At 69.5% G+C, this 13,498-nt stretch carries 17 protein-coding genes; 11 read left to right on the top strand and 6 right to left on the bottom strand.

The window, feature by feature from the left end; all coding sequences use genetic code 11:
• The first annotated feature begins 3 nt into the window (after positions 1-3).
• The 5 genes from NAM01S_RS27510 (at position 4) to NAM01S_RS27490 (ending at position 4,164) form a co-directional block, all read left to right on the top strand.
• Positions 4-966 (top strand): PLP-dependent cysteine synthase family protein, encoded by a 963-nt coding sequence (locus tag NAM01S_RS27510; protein WP_067790709.1) that lies wholly within the window; start codon positions 4-6, stop codon positions 964-966.
• 70 nt (positions 967-1,036) lie between these two features.
• Positions 1,037-1,756: a rhomboid family intramembrane serine protease gene (locus NAM01S_RS27505; RefSeq protein WP_084483359.1), complete on the top strand. Its 720-nt coding sequence runs from the start codon at positions 1,037-1,039 to the stop codon at positions 1,754-1,756.
• A gap of 204 nt (positions 1,757-1,960) precedes the next feature.
• The gene (locus NAM01S_RS27500) at positions 1,961-2,725 is read left to right on the top strand and encodes a cyclic nucleotide-degrading phosphodiesterase (RefSeq protein WP_084483362.1); all 765 of its coding nucleotides are present in this window, start codon (positions 1,961-1,963) and stop codon (positions 2,723-2,725) included.
• 54 nt (positions 2,726-2,779) lie between these two features.
• The gene (rph, locus tag NAM01S_RS27495) at positions 2,780-3,553 is read left to right on the top strand and encodes a ribonuclease PH (RefSeq protein WP_067790707.1); all 774 of its coding nucleotides are present in this window, start codon (positions 2,780-2,782) and stop codon (positions 3,551-3,553) included.
• The gene (locus NAM01S_RS27490) at positions 3,553-4,164 is read left to right on the top strand and encodes a non-canonical purine NTP pyrophosphatase (RefSeq protein WP_067790705.1); all 612 of its coding nucleotides are present in this window, start codon (positions 3,553-3,555) and stop codon (positions 4,162-4,164) included. Before rph ends, NAM01S_RS27490 begins: the two co-directional genes overlap by 1 nt.
• Position 4,165: 1 nt before the next feature.
• On the opposite strand, the gene NAM01S_RS27485 is transcribed toward NAM01S_RS27490, so the two are convergent.
• The 4 genes from NAM01S_RS27485 to NAM01S_RS27470 form a co-directional block, all read right to left on the bottom strand.
• Positions 4,166-4,456, bottom strand: a complete 291-nt coding sequence (locus NAM01S_RS27485; RefSeq protein WP_218018471.1) for a DUF6228 family protein — start codon at positions 4,454-4,456, stop codon at positions 4,166-4,168.
• Positions 4,457-4,650: 194 nt separating this feature from the next.
• Positions 4,651-4,950: a DUF3817 domain-containing protein gene (locus NAM01S_RS27480; protein ID WP_245910205.1), complete on the bottom strand. Its 300-nt coding sequence runs from the start codon at positions 4,948-4,950 to the stop codon at positions 4,651-4,653.
• Positions 4,951-5,024: 74 nt separating this feature from the next.
• A complete protein-coding gene (locus NAM01S_RS27475; protein ID WP_084483358.1) occupies positions 5,025-5,480 on the bottom strand; it encodes a transcriptional regulator in 456 nt (151 codons plus the stop codon).
• Between the two features lie 62 nt (positions 5,481-5,542).
• Positions 5,543-6,418, bottom strand: coding sequence for an oxidoreductase (locus tag NAM01S_RS27470; protein ID WP_067790699.1), 876 nt, complete (start codon positions 6,416-6,418; stop codon positions 5,543-5,545).
• A 145-nt stretch (positions 6,419-6,563) separates the two neighbouring features.
• Between NAM01S_RS27470 and NAM01S_RS27465 the strand changes: the two genes are divergently transcribed.
• Positions 6,564-7,196 carry a TetR/AcrR family transcriptional regulator gene (locus tag NAM01S_RS27465; RefSeq protein WP_067790697.1) on the top strand — a complete coding sequence of 211 codons (633 nt, stop codon included), beginning with the start codon at positions 6,564-6,566 and terminating at the stop codon, positions 7,194-7,196.
• Positions 7,197-7,221: 25 nt separating this feature from the next.
• Here NAM01S_RS27465 and NAM01S_RS27460 read toward each other — a convergent pair whose 3' ends face one another.
• Positions 7,222-8,163: a sigma-70 family RNA polymerase sigma factor gene (locus tag NAM01S_RS27460; RefSeq protein ID WP_253799415.1), complete on the bottom strand. Its 942-nt coding sequence runs from the start codon at positions 8,161-8,163 to the stop codon at positions 7,222-7,224.
• Between the two features lie 118 nt (positions 8,164-8,281).
• Positions 8,282-8,551 (bottom strand): hypothetical protein, encoded by a 270-nt coding sequence (locus NAM01S_RS27455; protein ID WP_067790695.1) that lies wholly within the window; start codon positions 8,549-8,551, stop codon positions 8,282-8,284.
• A gap of 117 nt (positions 8,552-8,668) precedes the next feature.
• Here NAM01S_RS27455 and NAM01S_RS27450 point away from each other — a divergent pair, with 117 nt between their 5' ends.
• The 5 genes from NAM01S_RS27450 (at position 8,669) to NAM01S_RS27430 (ending at position 13,371) form a co-directional block, all read left to right on the top strand.
• Complete coding sequence (locus NAM01S_RS27450) at positions 8,669-9,304, top strand: TetR family transcriptional regulator (protein WP_067790693.1); 636 nt, start codon at positions 8,669-8,671, stop codon at positions 9,302-9,304.
• Between the two features lie 212 nt (positions 9,305-9,516).
• The gene (locus NAM01S_RS27445) at positions 9,517-10,548 is read left to right on the top strand and encodes an MFS transporter (RefSeq protein WP_067790691.1); all 1,032 of its coding nucleotides are present in this window, start codon (positions 9,517-9,519) and stop codon (positions 10,546-10,548) included.
• Between the two features lie 85 nt (positions 10,549-10,633).
• Positions 10,634-11,284, top strand: coding sequence for a PadR family transcriptional regulator (locus NAM01S_RS27440; RefSeq protein WP_067790689.1), 651 nt, complete (start codon positions 10,634-10,636; stop codon positions 11,282-11,284).
• Between the two features lie 235 nt (positions 11,285-11,519).
• The gene (locus NAM01S_RS27435; RefSeq protein WP_067790688.1) at positions 11,520-12,725 is read left to right on the top strand and encodes an FAD-dependent oxidoreductase; all 1,206 of its coding nucleotides are present in this window, start codon (positions 11,520-11,522) and stop codon (positions 12,723-12,725) included.
• A gap of 187 nt (positions 12,726-12,912) precedes the next feature.
• Positions 12,913-13,371, top strand: coding sequence for an AMP-binding protein (locus NAM01S_RS27430; RefSeq protein WP_067790685.1), 459 nt, complete (start codon positions 12,913-12,915; stop codon positions 13,369-13,371).
• The last annotated feature ends 127 nt before the right edge of the window (positions 13,372-13,498 follow it).

Below are 13,498 nucleotides of genomic sequence, written 5' to 3'. Positions count from 1 at the left end.
TCCGTGGCCCGCTACGAATCGCTGATCGCGACCCTCGGTAACACCCCGCTGGTCGGCCTGCGCACGCTGTCCCCGCAGTGGGACGGCGAGAACCACGTGCGGCTGTGGGCCAAGCTGGAGGATCGCAACCCCACCGGATCGATCAAGGACCGCCCCGCCCTGCGCATGATCGAGCAGGCCGAGGCCGACGGTCTGCTGCGGCCCGGCTGCACCATCCTCGAGCCCACCAGCGGCAACACCGGCATCTCGCTGGCCATGGCGGCCAAGCTCAAGGGTTACCGGCTGGTGTGCGTGATGCCGGAGAACACCTCGGTGGAGCGGCGTCAGCTGCTCACCATGTTCGGTGCGGAGATCATCGATTCGCCCGCGGCGGGCGGCTCCAACCAGGCGGTGGCCAAGGCGAAGGAGATCGCCGCGGCCAACCCGGACTGGGTGATGCTCTACCAATACGGCAATCCCGCGAACGCGCTCGCCCACTACGAGACGACCGGACCGGAGCTGCTCGCGGACCTGCCCGAGATCACGCACTTCGTCGCGGGGCTCGGCACCACGGGCACCCTGATGGGTACCGGGCGTTTCCTGCGGGAGAAGGTCCCGAACATCGAAATCGTCGCTGCCGAACCGCGATACGGCGAACTCGTCTACGGCCTGCGCAACATCGATGAAGGCTTCATCCCCGAGCTGTACGACGAGTCCGTGCTGACCAGCCGCTTCTCGGTCGGCCCGTTCGACGCGGTCAAACGCACCCGCGAACTGGTGCTCGAGGAGGGCATTTTCGCGGGCATCTCGACCGGCGCCATCCTGCACGCCGCGCTCGGCGTCGCGCGCAAGGCTGTCAAGGCGGGAACGCGCGCCGACATCGCGTTCGTGGTGGCCGACGGCGGCTGGAAGTACCTGTCGACCGGCGCCTACGACGGCACGCTGGAAGAAGCGGAGGAGCGGCTGGAAGGCCAGCTCTGGGCTTGAGCGACACGGGTCGGCGGCTCGGCGTCGGTACGCTCGAAGAACGAGCTGTGGCATCGATCAGGAGGTTGCCATGACCGGCGGACTCGGGCCCTCGTTCGACCCGGATCGCATCGCCGCCTTTCGGGCGCGGCTGGGCAATCCCGGCACGGTGACGCCCGGTGCGGCGCCGACGCGACCGCAACCGGCGCGGCGGGCGGGTGACTTCGCCGCATTGCGGCAACTCTGGTTGCGGGCAGGCGTGCTGATCGCCGGGTTCGTGCTGCTGCTGTACGCCATCGAGGGCTTCGACGCCGTCGACAGCCGGGAACTCGACCGCGCCGGCATCGAACCGCGCGAGGCGGACGGGCTGTGGGGCGTTCTCTGGGCGCCGGTGCTGCACGGCGGCTGGGACCACCTGATGGGCAACACCGTGCCGGTGCTCGTCCTCGGTTTCCTGGTCCTGGCGGCGGGGATCAGCCGCGGGCTCGCGGCGACCGCGGTCATCTGGGTGGTCGCCGGGCTGGGCACCTGGCTCACCGGCGCCGACGGCACCGTGCACATCGGAGCCTCCTCGCTGGTCTTCGGGTGGCTGACCTTCCTCATTCTGCGCGGGTGGTTCACCCGCAGCGTCGGGCAGATCGTGCTCGGGCTCGTCGTCTTGGTGCTGTACGGCTCGCTGCTCTGGGGCGTGCTGCCCGGCCAGGACGGAATCTCTTGGCAGGGACACCTTTTCGGCGCGATCGGCGGTGTCGTCGCGGCGTGGTTGCTCGCGCCGCGCCAACGGCGTGCCGTGTCGCCGTCGGTCGCCTGAGACCGCGCGGAATCTTTTGGCGGATCCGTGATTTCGCGGGTGCTGCGTGAGCGGCCCCACGGCTGGGTACGCTCTGACAATGGACGTCGACGCCGTAGGAAGGATCGAGCGGGGATCCTTGGCACACCACGGTGAGAGCGCAGCCCGTCGGAGATTTTGGGGGACCATTTCGTGACCGAGAATTCGTCGTGGCAGCATGAGGGCATGCGCCTTACCGTCCTCGGGTGCTCGGGCAGTGTGTCCGGCCCGGACTCCCCAGCGTCGGGATACCTGCTGACCGGCCCGGATATGAATCCGACCGTCATCGATTTCGGCCCAGGTGTGCTCGGCGCGTTGCAGCGCTACGCCGATCCCGGCGAGGTCGACGTCTTCCTGACCCACCTGCACGCGGACCACTGCCTCGACCTGCCCGGTCTGCTGGTGTGGCGGCGCTACCACCCGACCCCGCCGGTCGGCCGGGCCATCGTGCGCGGACCCTCCGACGCCGCGCTGCGCATCGGTAACGCCTCGGCCGAGGTCGGCGGCGAATGCGACGACTGGTCCGACGTGATCGACATGCGGCCGTGGGCCGAGAACGACCTGGTGGAGTTCGGTCCCGGACACACTGTTGTCGCGCGGCGGATGTACCACCCGCCGGAGTCCTACGGTCTGCGCATCACCACCAAGGCGGGCCGCACCTTCGTCTACACCGGCGACACCGCGATGTGCGACGCCGTGCAGGAGCTCGCGCAGGGCGCCGACGTCTTGATGTCGGAGGCTTCCTGGACCCACGATCCGGCGAATCGTCCGCCCGGCATCCACCTTTCGGGCACCGAGGCGGGTCAGATCGCGGCCCGCGCCGGCGTGAAGGAACTGCTGCTGACCCATATTCCGCCGTGGACCTCGCGCGAGGACGTCATCGCGGAGGCCAAGGCCGAGTTCACCGGCCCGGTGCACGCGGTCGCGCCGGGGGAGACCTTCGACATCTGAGGGCCGCCGGGGTTGCGGTCGGAACGCGTCGTGGTCGTCCACTAGGCTGGCCCCGTGTCGAGACGAGCCGATGGCAGGGCGGACGATGAACTCCGCGAGGTACGGATCACCCGTGGATTCACCACGCATCCAGCCGGTTCGGTGCTGGTGGAGTTCGGTCAGACGCGGGTGATGTGCACGGCGAGCGTCACCGAGAGCGTGCCGCCGTGGCGGCGCGATTCCGGACTCGGCTGGCTCACCGCCGAATACGCGATGCTGCCCGCGGCCACGCACACCCGCTCCGGCCGGGAGTCCGTCAAGGGCAAGGTCGGTGGGCGCACCCAGGAGATCAGCAGGCTGATCGGCCGCTCGCTACGCGCCTGCATCGACCTGGCGGCCATCGGTGAGAACACCATCGCCATCGACTGCGACGTGCTCCAGGCCGACGGCGGCACCCGGACCGCGGCCATCACCGGCGCGTACGTGGCCCTCGCCGACGCGGTGACCTGGCTCGGCGCCTCCGGTGGGCTCGCCGATCCGCAGCCCATCTCGTGCGCGATCGCCGCGGTGAGCGTCGGCGTCGTCGACGGACGGGTGCGGCTGGACCTGCCCTACGAAGAGGATTCGCGCGCCGAGGTCGACATGAACGTGGTCGCCACCGACACCGGAACCCTGGTGGAGATCCAGGGCACCGGCGAGGGCGCCACCTTCCCGCGCTCCACCCTGGACAAGCTCCTCGACGCGGCGCTGGCCGGCTGCGAGCAGCTGTTCACGGTGCAGAAGGAGGCGCTAGCGCTGCCGTACCCGGGCGTGCTGCCGGAGCCGGTCGAGACGTCGAAGAAGAAGTGATGAGTCGCCGCGTTCTGGTCGCCAGCCGCAATGCCAAGAAGCTGAAGGAACTGCGCCGCATTCTGGACGAGGCGGGCGTCGCCGGGGTGGAGATCGTCGGCTTGGACGACGTGCTCGCGTACGACGAGGCGCCCGAGACCGGCGCGACCTTCGAGGAGAACGCGCTGGCCAAGGCCCGTGACGGGGCCGCCGCCACCGGATTGCCCTGTGTCGCAGACGATTCCGGTATCGAGGTGGACGCGCTCAACGGCATGCCCGGCGTGCTCTCGGCCCGCTGGGCGGGCAGGCACGGCGACGACGCCGCCAACAACGCGCTGCTGCTCGCTCAGCTGACCGACGTCCCCGACGAGCGGCGCGGCGGGCGCTTCGTCTCGACCTGCGCCCTGGTGGTGCCCGGCGGGACGGAACTCGTGGTGCGCGGCGAATGGCCGGGCACGATCGCGCGGAAGCCGGTGGGAGAGGGCGGTTTCGGCTACGACCCGTTGTTCGTTCCGGACGGTGGTACGGTCTCGGCCGCCCAGCTCACACCCGCGGAGAAGGACGCCGCCTCGCACCGCGGCCGGGCACTACGCCGGTTGCTGCCCGCATTGGCCGCCCTCGCCGAGGGCTGACCTAACCCCCGAGGAAGGCGTCGATCTCGGCGGCGAGCTTCCGCATCTGCTCACCTGCCTCGTGGACGGTAGTGGCCTCGAAGTGCCATTCCCCCTGCTGGGAGCGGTCGTGGATACCCCACGCCAGACGGACGTAGCCACCGGGATGATGTTCCGCCGAAAGCGTCAGGTCCCGCTCCAGGGAGCGCCAAGTGCGTGCCCCGTCCCAGCCGCGGAAATCCTCCGCCAACGAGGCGAGGAAGGCGCCGAGGCCGTCGCCGCGGAGAGTCCGTACCGAAGTCTCGATACTCACCCGCGGCCCGCGGCCCGCGCGCCTGCACCCGGAAGTCGAGTAGCGGGTCGCCGGCGCCGAACGGCCTTGTCGGCTCGGCGAACAGCACGTGTACCGATCGGTCGGGGCCGCCCATCCGGACGACCGGTTCGCCGGAAGCATCGTCGATCATCCGATCAGGCTAGAAGGCCAACGCCCCACGCGGGCCGCCGCGATCAGACGCCGAAGTCGGTCTTGACCTGCTTGGCGTTGGTGTGTTCGACGAAGAACGACAGCAGGGGGACGGTGCCCGCGATGAGGGTGCCGATGGTGCGGCCGAGTGGCCAGCGCACCTTGACCGCGAGGTCGGCGGTGGCGATCAGGTAGATGAAGTACACCCAGCCGTGGACGACCGCGATCCAGCTCGGCGGGTTGGCGTCGAAGCCGTACTTGGCGATCATCTCGCCGGTGAGCAGGAGCAGCCACAGGCCGGTGGTCCAGGCGAGCACCCGGTAGCGCAGCAGCGCCGAGGCGATCTTGGCGGTGTTCGCCGCCTGCGCGGGAGCGGCCTTGGGCTCGGTGGCGACGGTGGTCTCGTTCTCGCTGGCGCTCAACCGGCGCTCCTCTCGGTGTTGCGGGGGTCAAGGCCCGCCTGGCGAACCTGGTCGCCGAGCTCCTTGGAGTTCAGTGCCGCCAGGTATTTGTTGTATTCGGCGAGCACCGGGTCGTCGTCGCGCGCGGCCTTCGGGCGCTCCGGCAGGATGCCCGCCGGAATCTCACGCGGCGCGGCCTTCCGTACGGTCTCGGTCCGCTGCGGGGCGGCGCTCGGGGTGTGCTGCTCCTCGGCCTCGGTCTCCAACCGCACGAACCGGAAGTAGGCGAACACCGCGAAACCCGCGAACAACGGCCACTGCAACGCGTACCCGAGGTTCTGGCCGGTTCCGCTGGACGACTCGAATCGCTCCCACTGCCACCAGCCGAGCGCCAGGCAGGCTAGGGCGGCGACGATCACCAGCACGATCAGCGCTGGACGATTGTGTGCCGAGCGGCGGGGAGAAGCGGACACGCCTACTACGGTACCCGTCTACTACAGGGTGCGTAGGAGCAGCCCTCCCCGCCTCGGACGCCTCAGAACTCGTACGTGACCCCGGTCATCCGCTCGGATTCTTCCCACAGTCGTCGCTGCAATTCGGGGTTCTTCGACAGCCTGGTCGAGGACGAGGGCTGGACCGGTCCTTGGCTGCCGAACAACCTGGTCGGACCCCAGTAAACGTCCGGATCGGGGTCGGGCATCCCGGCGGCGAACAGCGTCGAGTGCGCGGCCTTGGCCGGCGAGTGTCCGATCAGGCGGATGAACGGCTTGCTGACCTTGTCGAGCGGGGTCTCCGTCCTGGCGAACAGGTCGGTGGCCGAGACACCCGGGTGCACCGCGTACGAGCGCTTCTTCGAGCCGGACTCGGCGAGACGCCGCTGCAACTCGCGCGCGAACATCAGGTTCGACAGTTTGGCCTGCGCGTAGGCGAGATTGCGCTGGTAGCGGCGGTTCTCGTAGTTGAGGTCGTCGATCCAGAGCTTCGGTGTCTGCTTGTGCGCGATGCTCGCGAGCGTGACCACCCGATCCCGGATGCGGTCGAGCAGCAGCCCGGTGAGCGCGAAGTGACCGAGATGGTTGACGCCGAACTGGGTCTCGAAGCCGTCCGCGGTCCGGGAGAACGGGATGTTCATCAGACCCGCGTTGTTGACGAGCACGTCGATCTCGCCGGATTGCTTGGCGAACGCGCGCACCGAGGACAGGTCGGCGAGATCGAGCTTGGCGACCCGCACGTCACCGGGGATCGCGGCGGCCACCTCCTCGGCTTTCGCGGCATTGCGGCAGGCCATCACGACGGTCGCGCCCTTGGCGGCCAGCACCTTGGTGGTCTCCGCGCCGAGGCCGCCGTTCGCGCCGGTGATGACAAAAGTGCGCCCGGTCTGGTCCGGGAGTTCGGTAGGTTTCCACGCCATGGGCCAACCTTACTCTGGAGTAAGTTCGGAGGGAAGGAAGCGCGCGCACCCGGTGGGGAGAATATCGGCCCAGACAGTCGCACCGGCATCGCCGCGCCGGGATTCGGTGACGTTACCCCGGCTGTGGGTTCGCTACGGTGAATACGTGACAACCACGGTGGGGAGGCAATACGGCGGGCGCGCCGTCGCCGATCGCAAGGCGGAACGGCGGCTGCGGTTCCTGGAGGCGGCGACGCGCCTCTTCGCCGAACGCGGGTACACGGAGTGCTCGCTCGCCGACGTGTGCGCCGCCGCCGGACTCTCCAAGCGGCAGTTCTACGAGGAGTTCGAGACCAGGGAAGACGTCCTCGCCGCGGCCTACGACCGCATCCAGGACGACGCGGTCGCCGCCGTGGGCAACGCACTCGCCACCCTCGACCCGCGGCTGGAGCCGAGCGCCGCGATGACCGCCGTGCTCACCGCCTACCTCGGTTCGCTCGGCGCCGATCCGTACCGCGCCAAGGTGGCCTTCATCGAGGTGGTCGGGGTCAGCGATCGGATGGAGCGGCACCGTCGCGAACGCAGGCACGCCTGGGCGACCGTGCTCGAAACGGCCGTGGTGCCACGCGTCGCGCCCGGCGGCCACGTTCGCGGCGGTCCCGGTCTCGCGGCGAGCGCCCTGATCGGCGCGATCAATGGACTCACCCACGAGTGGCTGCTCTGCGATCCGCGGCCGCCGGTGTCGGCGCTGGTGGAGTTGTTGGTTCCGGTGGCGCTCGCATTGATCGAAACTCCCTGACCGCCACCGGAACTCGATCACCGCGTCACGCGAGCAAGCCTTCCAGACGCCGCGCGCGCGTCGGCTGGCGCAGCTTGCCCATCGCCTTCGCCTCGAGCTGACGAACCCGCTCGCGGGACACGCCGAGCGCGGTGCCGACCTGCTCCAGCGTGCGCCCCTCGCCGCGGTCCAAGCCGAAGCGAAGCAGGATCACCTCGCGTTCCCGGTCGGTGAGCGTGGCGAGCACCGTGTCCAGCTTGCCGCGCAGCATGTTCGCCGCGACGACGTCGGCCGGGTCGGGGGCGTCGTCTGGGATCAGCCCGCCGAACTCGGTCTCCCCGTCGCCGACCGGGGTGTGCAGCGAAATCGGCTCGCGCCCGTGCCGCAGCACCTCCTCGACCTGGGCCACCGGCATGTCCAGCTCCGCGGCCACCTCCGCCGCGGTGGCTTCGCGGCCCAGGTTCTGGGCGAGCGTGCGCCGGGTGCGGTTGATCTGGTTGAGCACCTCGACCACGTGCACCGGAATGCGAATGGTGCGGCCCTGATCGGCGAGGGCGCGGCCGATGGACTGGCGGATCCACCAGGTGGCGTACGTGGACAGCTTCAGCCCGAGCCGGTGATCGAACTTCTCCACCGCGCGGATCAGTCCGAAAGTGCCCTCCTGCACCAAGTCCAGCAGGGACACCCCGGTCGGCGTCGGATAGCGCTTGGCGATCGAGACCACAAGGCGCAGGTTCGCCCGGATCATGTGGTCCTTGGCGCAGAGCCCGTCGGCGGCGGCGCGGCGCAGCTCGCGCCGCTCGGCGGGGGTGAGTTCGATTCCGGCGTCGGCGCTTTCGTCGAGACGCTGTTGCGCGAGCACGCCCGCCTCGATGCGGACGGCGAGGGCGACCTCCTCGCCGGAGGTGAGCAGCGGCGTGCGGCCGATGTTGTGCAGGTAGTCCCGCATCGGGTCTTCGGTGAGGGTGGCGGCGGTGGAGCGAGGCACGGGTGGTCCTTTCGGTCGAGCGAGGAGGCGGTCCGGTATCGGCGGCGGTTCGGAAGTGCCGGACCGTGGCGGCGGTTGGCGTGCGGCCCGCCGCGGGGGTGTGCCGGGCGGGTTTCGCTCAGCGACCCGGGATGCGCAGCGGGCGGCGCGGCTTGCCCCGATGGGTCTGCGTGCGCTGGACACCGCGGTCGTGGCGGGCGGGTCCGCCGTGGAAGAGGTTGTGCGATCCGGTGATCGGCGGCTTGCCGGTGCGGATCGGCGCGGCGCCGAGGTGTCGGCGGATCGCTGTCTCGAGGTGCGCGGTGTCGATGTCGGCCACGGTGGCTGCTCCCTGTCGGTCGGTCTGGCTGATGCGGATCGGGGCTGCGGTCTGGGGGCCGTGGGTCATGCGCAGGGGTTCTCCTTCTCGGTTCGTGCCGTCGTCTCCGGCGGCGAAGACAAACTTAGATCAGACCTAAAAATATGTCAACTACAAATTTATGACGGGATCGGATACGCTCCCGACATGACCGAACAGGGACTTCGTGCCCGCAAGAAGCAGCAGACGCGCGAGAACATCTCCCACCAGGCGACGCTGCTGTTCCTGGAGCGCGGATTCGACAAGGTGACGATCGCCGACGTCGCGGCCGCGGCCGACGTCGCCAAGATGACGGTGACCAACTACTTCCCGCGCAAGGAAGACCTCGCCCTCGATCTCGGCGAGGTCTTCGTCGACCAGCTCGCTCGCACCGTGCGCGAGCGGGAACCGGGCCGGTCCGCGCTGGCCGCACTGCGGCACGCCTATCTCACGGCGGCCGCCGAGCAGGATCCGGTGGTCGGCTTCTCCGGTCTCGAGTTCGCCAGGATGATCGCCGAGAGCCCCGCGCTGCTCGCCCGCCTGCGCGAGTTCCACGAGGAAAGGGAGGCCGCGCTCGCGCGCACGCTCGCCGCGGAAACCGGTGCGGCGCAGGACGATATCGCGCCGCGGGTGGCCGCCGCCCAGCTCGGCGGCGTGCACCGGGTGCTGTTCGAGGAGACCATGCGCCGCACGCTCGCGGGCGAATCGAACGACGAGATCGCCGCGGCGCTGACCGAGTACATCGGGGTGGCCTTCGACTCGCTGGAACCGGGGCTCGGCGAATACGCCGTTCGCGCCGAGTAACCGCTACCAACTATCGAGCGCCGCGGTGACATCCGTCGCGCCGTGCGGACCGGACCGTCGAACATCGAGCCGCGGAGAAACCCAGCGCGCCGAATGGCCGCCGAGCCGTGCGGACCGGGCCGCCGCGCAGCGAACGGCGGTGGGCGCTCGCGCGGCGTTCGCTGCCGTGTCGCTGGACCGCCACCTGGAGAACGTCGGACCATACTGGCACGATGGCCGGTGCAGTTGCTGTTGCCGAGGAATCCAGCAGGGAGCCGATCGGCAGCGGGCGGACCAACGTCATCTTCGCCACGATCGTGCTCGGCATGCTGATGGCCGCACTGGATCAGACCATCGTCTCCACCGCCCTGCCCACCATCGTCGCCGATCTCGGCGGCGCCGGGCACATGGCCTGGGTGGTCACCTCATATCTGCTCGCCGAGGCGGTGGCCACCGCGTTGGCGGGCAAGCTCGGCGATCTGTTCGGACGCAAACTGATCTTCCAGCTCAGCGCGCTGATCTTCATCGCGGGCTCGATGCTGTCCGGTCTGGCCAACAGCATGCTGCTGCTGATCGTCGCGAATCCGGAGGCGTTGCGCGCGTTGCCGCCGGCGCAGTCCGCGCCGATCATCGACGCGTACGCCATGACTATCGACCACGTGTTCCGCTGGGTGGTACCGGTCGCGCTGGCCGGGTTCGTGGTGGCCTGGTTCCTGAAGGAGGTGCCGTTGCGTGACAGCGCACGCGCGGGCGCTTCCGATGTGGGCGAGGGCTTTTCGGTGCCCGACAACAGTGATCGGGTGGGTCTGCTGGAGCGTGCCGTCGCGGTGACAATGCGCAAGGCGCGCGCGGAAGGGCCCGTCTTCCCGGCGATTCTGGCCGACGCGCGCAGCCCGCTCAGCCGCGGCCAAGCATGGGCGGTGGGACAGGTCTACCTGCACAACAGGATTCGCGGCGTGGCCACCCTCGGGATCATCGCGCGCGCCCACCGGGTGCCGGTCGAGGTGATCGAGCCGGTCTTCCGGAAGGTCATCGGCGCGGGTTACGTCGACGCCGACGACGGTGCCCTGTATCTGACCGAAACCGGCTCGGCCGAAGTCGATCGGGTGACGGCGGCATGGCGGCGCTGGCTCGGCGCACGCCTCGACACCGGCGACGATCGCGACCCCGCCGACCGCGCCCTCCTCGACCAGGCCCTGATGAGCGTCGCCGCAAAGCTATTGGAGGAACACCTGGACGAGGTGGAACCCGCCGGCGTCGGCTGAACTCCCCTTTCGGAATCCCGGATCCGAACGATACTTGTGCGCGAATACTCGCTTACGTATATTCGTAGACGAGTAAGGAGGTGTCATGGCCACGAAGCGCAAGGTGAACAACCTGCTGGCGCTCGCGATCCTCTCGGTGATCATCGAACGGCCGATGCACCGCTACGAGATCGCCTCGAAGCTGCGCGAGCGCGGCAAAGACCAGGACATGGACATCAAGTGGGGTTCGCTCTACACGGTGGTCCAGAACATGGTCAAGGCCGGTTTCCTCGAACCCGTCGGCAGCGAACGCGAGGGTGCGCGCCCGGAGCGCGTCATTTATCGCATCACCGACGAAGGTCGGGCCGAAATGGCCGACTGGACAAGAGAATTGATCGCGACTCCGGTGACCGAGCACGACGCCTTCACGGCGGGCCTCTCGGTGATCGGCGCGCTGCCGCCGGACGAGGTGATCGAGCTCCTGGCCACCCGGATCGCCGCGCTGGACGCGATCATCGCCGGGGTCCGCAGGGAACTGGACGGGCTCGCGGGCACGCTGCCGCGCCTGTTCGTGATCGAGACCGAATACGGGCTCGCGATGCTGGAGGCCGAGGCCGCGTGGGCCCGCTCCTGGCGCGCGGAGCTGGTCGACGGCACCTTCCCGGACCTGGCGTTGTGGCGGCAGATGCACACCGGCGGCATGGCGCCGTCCGACGTCGTCGACATGGTGGAGAGGGGGATGCAAGCGCCCGAGTAGACAGCGCATCGGCAGCGACAGCGCCGAAGCAGACACGGCCGCCCGGCGACAACCCGGTGGCCGATACACGAGACCGGACCCGGCGGAGGTGCGGCAACACCACCGCCGAGCCCGATGAAACCGTCTCGAACCGTGCCCGCACGGAGCGCACCCGGCCACGAGGCTGGCAACCACAGGATAGCTGGGTGCGCGGTACGCGGATCGGTTCGGGGAAACCAACCCGAGGAGATACCTCATGTCCAGAATCCGTTCCGCACTCGTCATCGGCGGAGGCATCGCCGGGCCCGTCGCGGCCACCGCCCTGCTGAAGGCGGGCATCGCCGCCCGCGTCTACGAGGCCTACCCCGGCCCGTCCTACGGCATCGGAAGCGGGCTCGCGCTCGCACCGAACGGCGTCGCCGCCCTCGATGTCATCGGCGCGGGCGATCCGGTGCGCGGCATCGCCCAGCCGGTGTCCAAGATGATGCTTTCGGTCGGCCGCACCCGGCACCACGTGCCCACCCTGCGCGGCGAACCGCCGCTGCAATTGGTTGACCGCGCCGAACTGCACCAGACGTTGCACGACCACGCGGTGGCCGCGGGCGTCCCCGTCGAGTTCGACAAGCGTCTGGTCGGCGTCGATGAGCACACGGACGGCGTCACCGCGCGCTTCGCCGACGGCAGCACCGCGACCGCGGACGTGCTGATCGGCGCCGACGGCATCCGGTCGACCGTGCGCGGCCTGATCGACCCGAACGCGCCCGGCCCGCGATACACCGGCATGCTCGGCTTCGGCGCGGTCACCGAGTGCGACGTCGAAATACCCACCGACACCATGGTTTTCGCCTTCGGTCAGAAGGCGTACTACCTGTACTGGTCGACCGGTGACGGGCGGGTCTTCTGGGGGGCCAACCTGCCGCACAAGCAGTACCTGACGCTCACCGAGGCCCGCGCCGTCCCGGCGTCGCACTGGCTGTCGATTCTGCGCGACACCTACGGCGCGGACGATCCCGGTGGCGAACTGGCCCGCAACACCACCGAGGAGCAACTGGAGGTCACCGGCGGCCTGCACATCATGCCGCCGGTGCCGCACTGGTACCGCGGCCGCATGGTCCTGGTCGGCGACGCGGTGCACGCGCCGTCCAACAGTTCCGGGCAGGGCGCGTCGCTGGCCATCGAGAGCGCGGTGCAGCTGGCCAGGTGCCTGCGGGATCTGCCGGAGCCGGAGGCGGCGTTCGCGGCCTACGAGCGGCTGCGCCGCGGCCGGGTCGAGGGCGTCGCGGCGCGTGCCGCGAAGATCAATCACAGCAAAACGCCAGGTCCGGTGGGTCGCAAGATGATGAATTTGCTCATGCCGCTGATGGTGAAGACGGTGATGAACCCCGAGAAGACCATGGGCGCCGAGCAGCGCTACCGCATCGACTGGGCCGCGCCGGTCCAGTCGGAGCCGGTCCCCGCCTGAGGCCGGTCCGCACAACCGCCGGTCGCGACGCCGTTCGCGACCGGCGGTTCGCGCGTTCCCCCTTGGGTGGGGAATCGCTCACCCTCGGAGGTGCGGAGGCAGCACTGGGGTTCCTGTCGAGAAAGGCCCCGGACGGCGAGATTAGTAGTCAGCAAGAAACGCCGCCCGAATCCCGAGGAGCACCGCAATGTCGACCGAAACCATCGCACCTGCCGTTCCGACCCGGACGGGCGCGCTCGCGTCGGTCACCCACTTCGACCCGGCCGCCATCGCGGTGTCCTCCCTCGACGGCGATCTCACCTACGGCGAACTGGACTCCTGGTCGAATCGGCTCGCGAGGGTGCTGCTCGACAACGGGGCAGGCCCGGGCACCACGGTCGCCATGGCGGTGGAGCCGACCATCGAGTCGGCCGTCACCCGCTGGGCCATCGCCAAGTCCGGCGCGACCCCGGTGCTCGCCGCCTCCGGATCGACCGCGGTCGAGTCGGCCGCTCTCGGCGTCACCACCTACGCGCGGCGCGGCGAACTGACCGACGCCATCGACTGGCTGGTGCTCGACGACCGCTCGATGCTGGTGCGTTACCTCACCGGCTCGGACGCGCCGATCACCGACGCCGAGCGCGAGCCCATGCGGCGTGCCTCCTGACGGCGCGCCGACGTCCCGCTTCGGGAAATCGTTCCCTGACATGCGGATTTCGAGTTGTCGACCAGCGTGCGCAGCTAGACTCTCCAGGGGAAGTACTCCTATGCGCACGCTGGTCGACTCATCCGCG

Origin of the sequence: Nocardia amikacinitolerans NBRC 108937 (assembly GCF_001612615.1) — a bacterium.
GTDB classification, from domain to species: domain Bacteria; phylum Actinomycetota; class Actinomycetes; order Mycobacteriales; family Mycobacteriaceae; genus Nocardia; species Nocardia amikacinitolerans.
This window is presented reverse-complemented; position numbering and strand designations above follow the sequence as displayed.

Excerpts from the sequence above, each read along its gene's own strand:
- NAM01S_RS27505 (WP_084483359.1), top strand. The coding sequence starts at position 1,037 with ATGACCGGCGGACTCGGGCCCTCGTTCGACCCGGATCGCATCGCCGCC.
- NAM01S_RS27500 (WP_084483362.1), top strand. The coding sequence starts at position 1,961 with ATGCGCCTTACCGTCCTCGGGTGCTCGGGCAGTGTGTCCGGCCCGGAC.
- NAM01S_RS27490 (WP_067790705.1), top strand. The coding sequence starts at position 3,553 with ATGAGTCGCCGCGTTCTGGTCGCCAGCCGCAATGCCAAGAAGCTGAAG.
- NAM01S_RS27470 (WP_067790699.1), bottom strand. The coding sequence starts at position 6,418 with ATGGCGTGGAAACCTACCGAACTCCCGGACCAGACCGGGCGCACTTTT.
- NAM01S_RS27455 (WP_067790695.1), bottom strand. The coding sequence starts at position 8,551 with ATGACCCACGGCCCCCAGACCGCAGCCCCGATCCGCATCAGCCAGACC.
- NAM01S_RS27450 (WP_067790693.1), top strand. The coding sequence starts at position 8,669 with ATGACCGAACAGGGACTTCGTGCCCGCAAGAAGCAGCAGACGCGCGAG.
- NAM01S_RS27445 (WP_067790691.1), top strand. The coding sequence starts at position 9,517 with ATGGCCGGTGCAGTTGCTGTTGCCGAGGAATCCAGCAGGGAGCCGATC.
- NAM01S_RS27440 (WP_067790689.1), top strand. The coding sequence starts at position 10,634 with ATGGCCACGAAGCGCAAGGTGAACAACCTGCTGGCGCTCGCGATCCTC.
- NAM01S_RS27435 (WP_067790688.1), top strand. The coding sequence starts at position 11,520 with ATGTCCAGAATCCGTTCCGCACTCGTCATCGGCGGAGGCATCGCCGGG.
- NAM01S_RS27430 (WP_067790685.1), top strand. The coding sequence starts at position 12,913 with ATGTCGACCGAAACCATCGCACCTGCCGTTCCGACCCGGACGGGCGCG.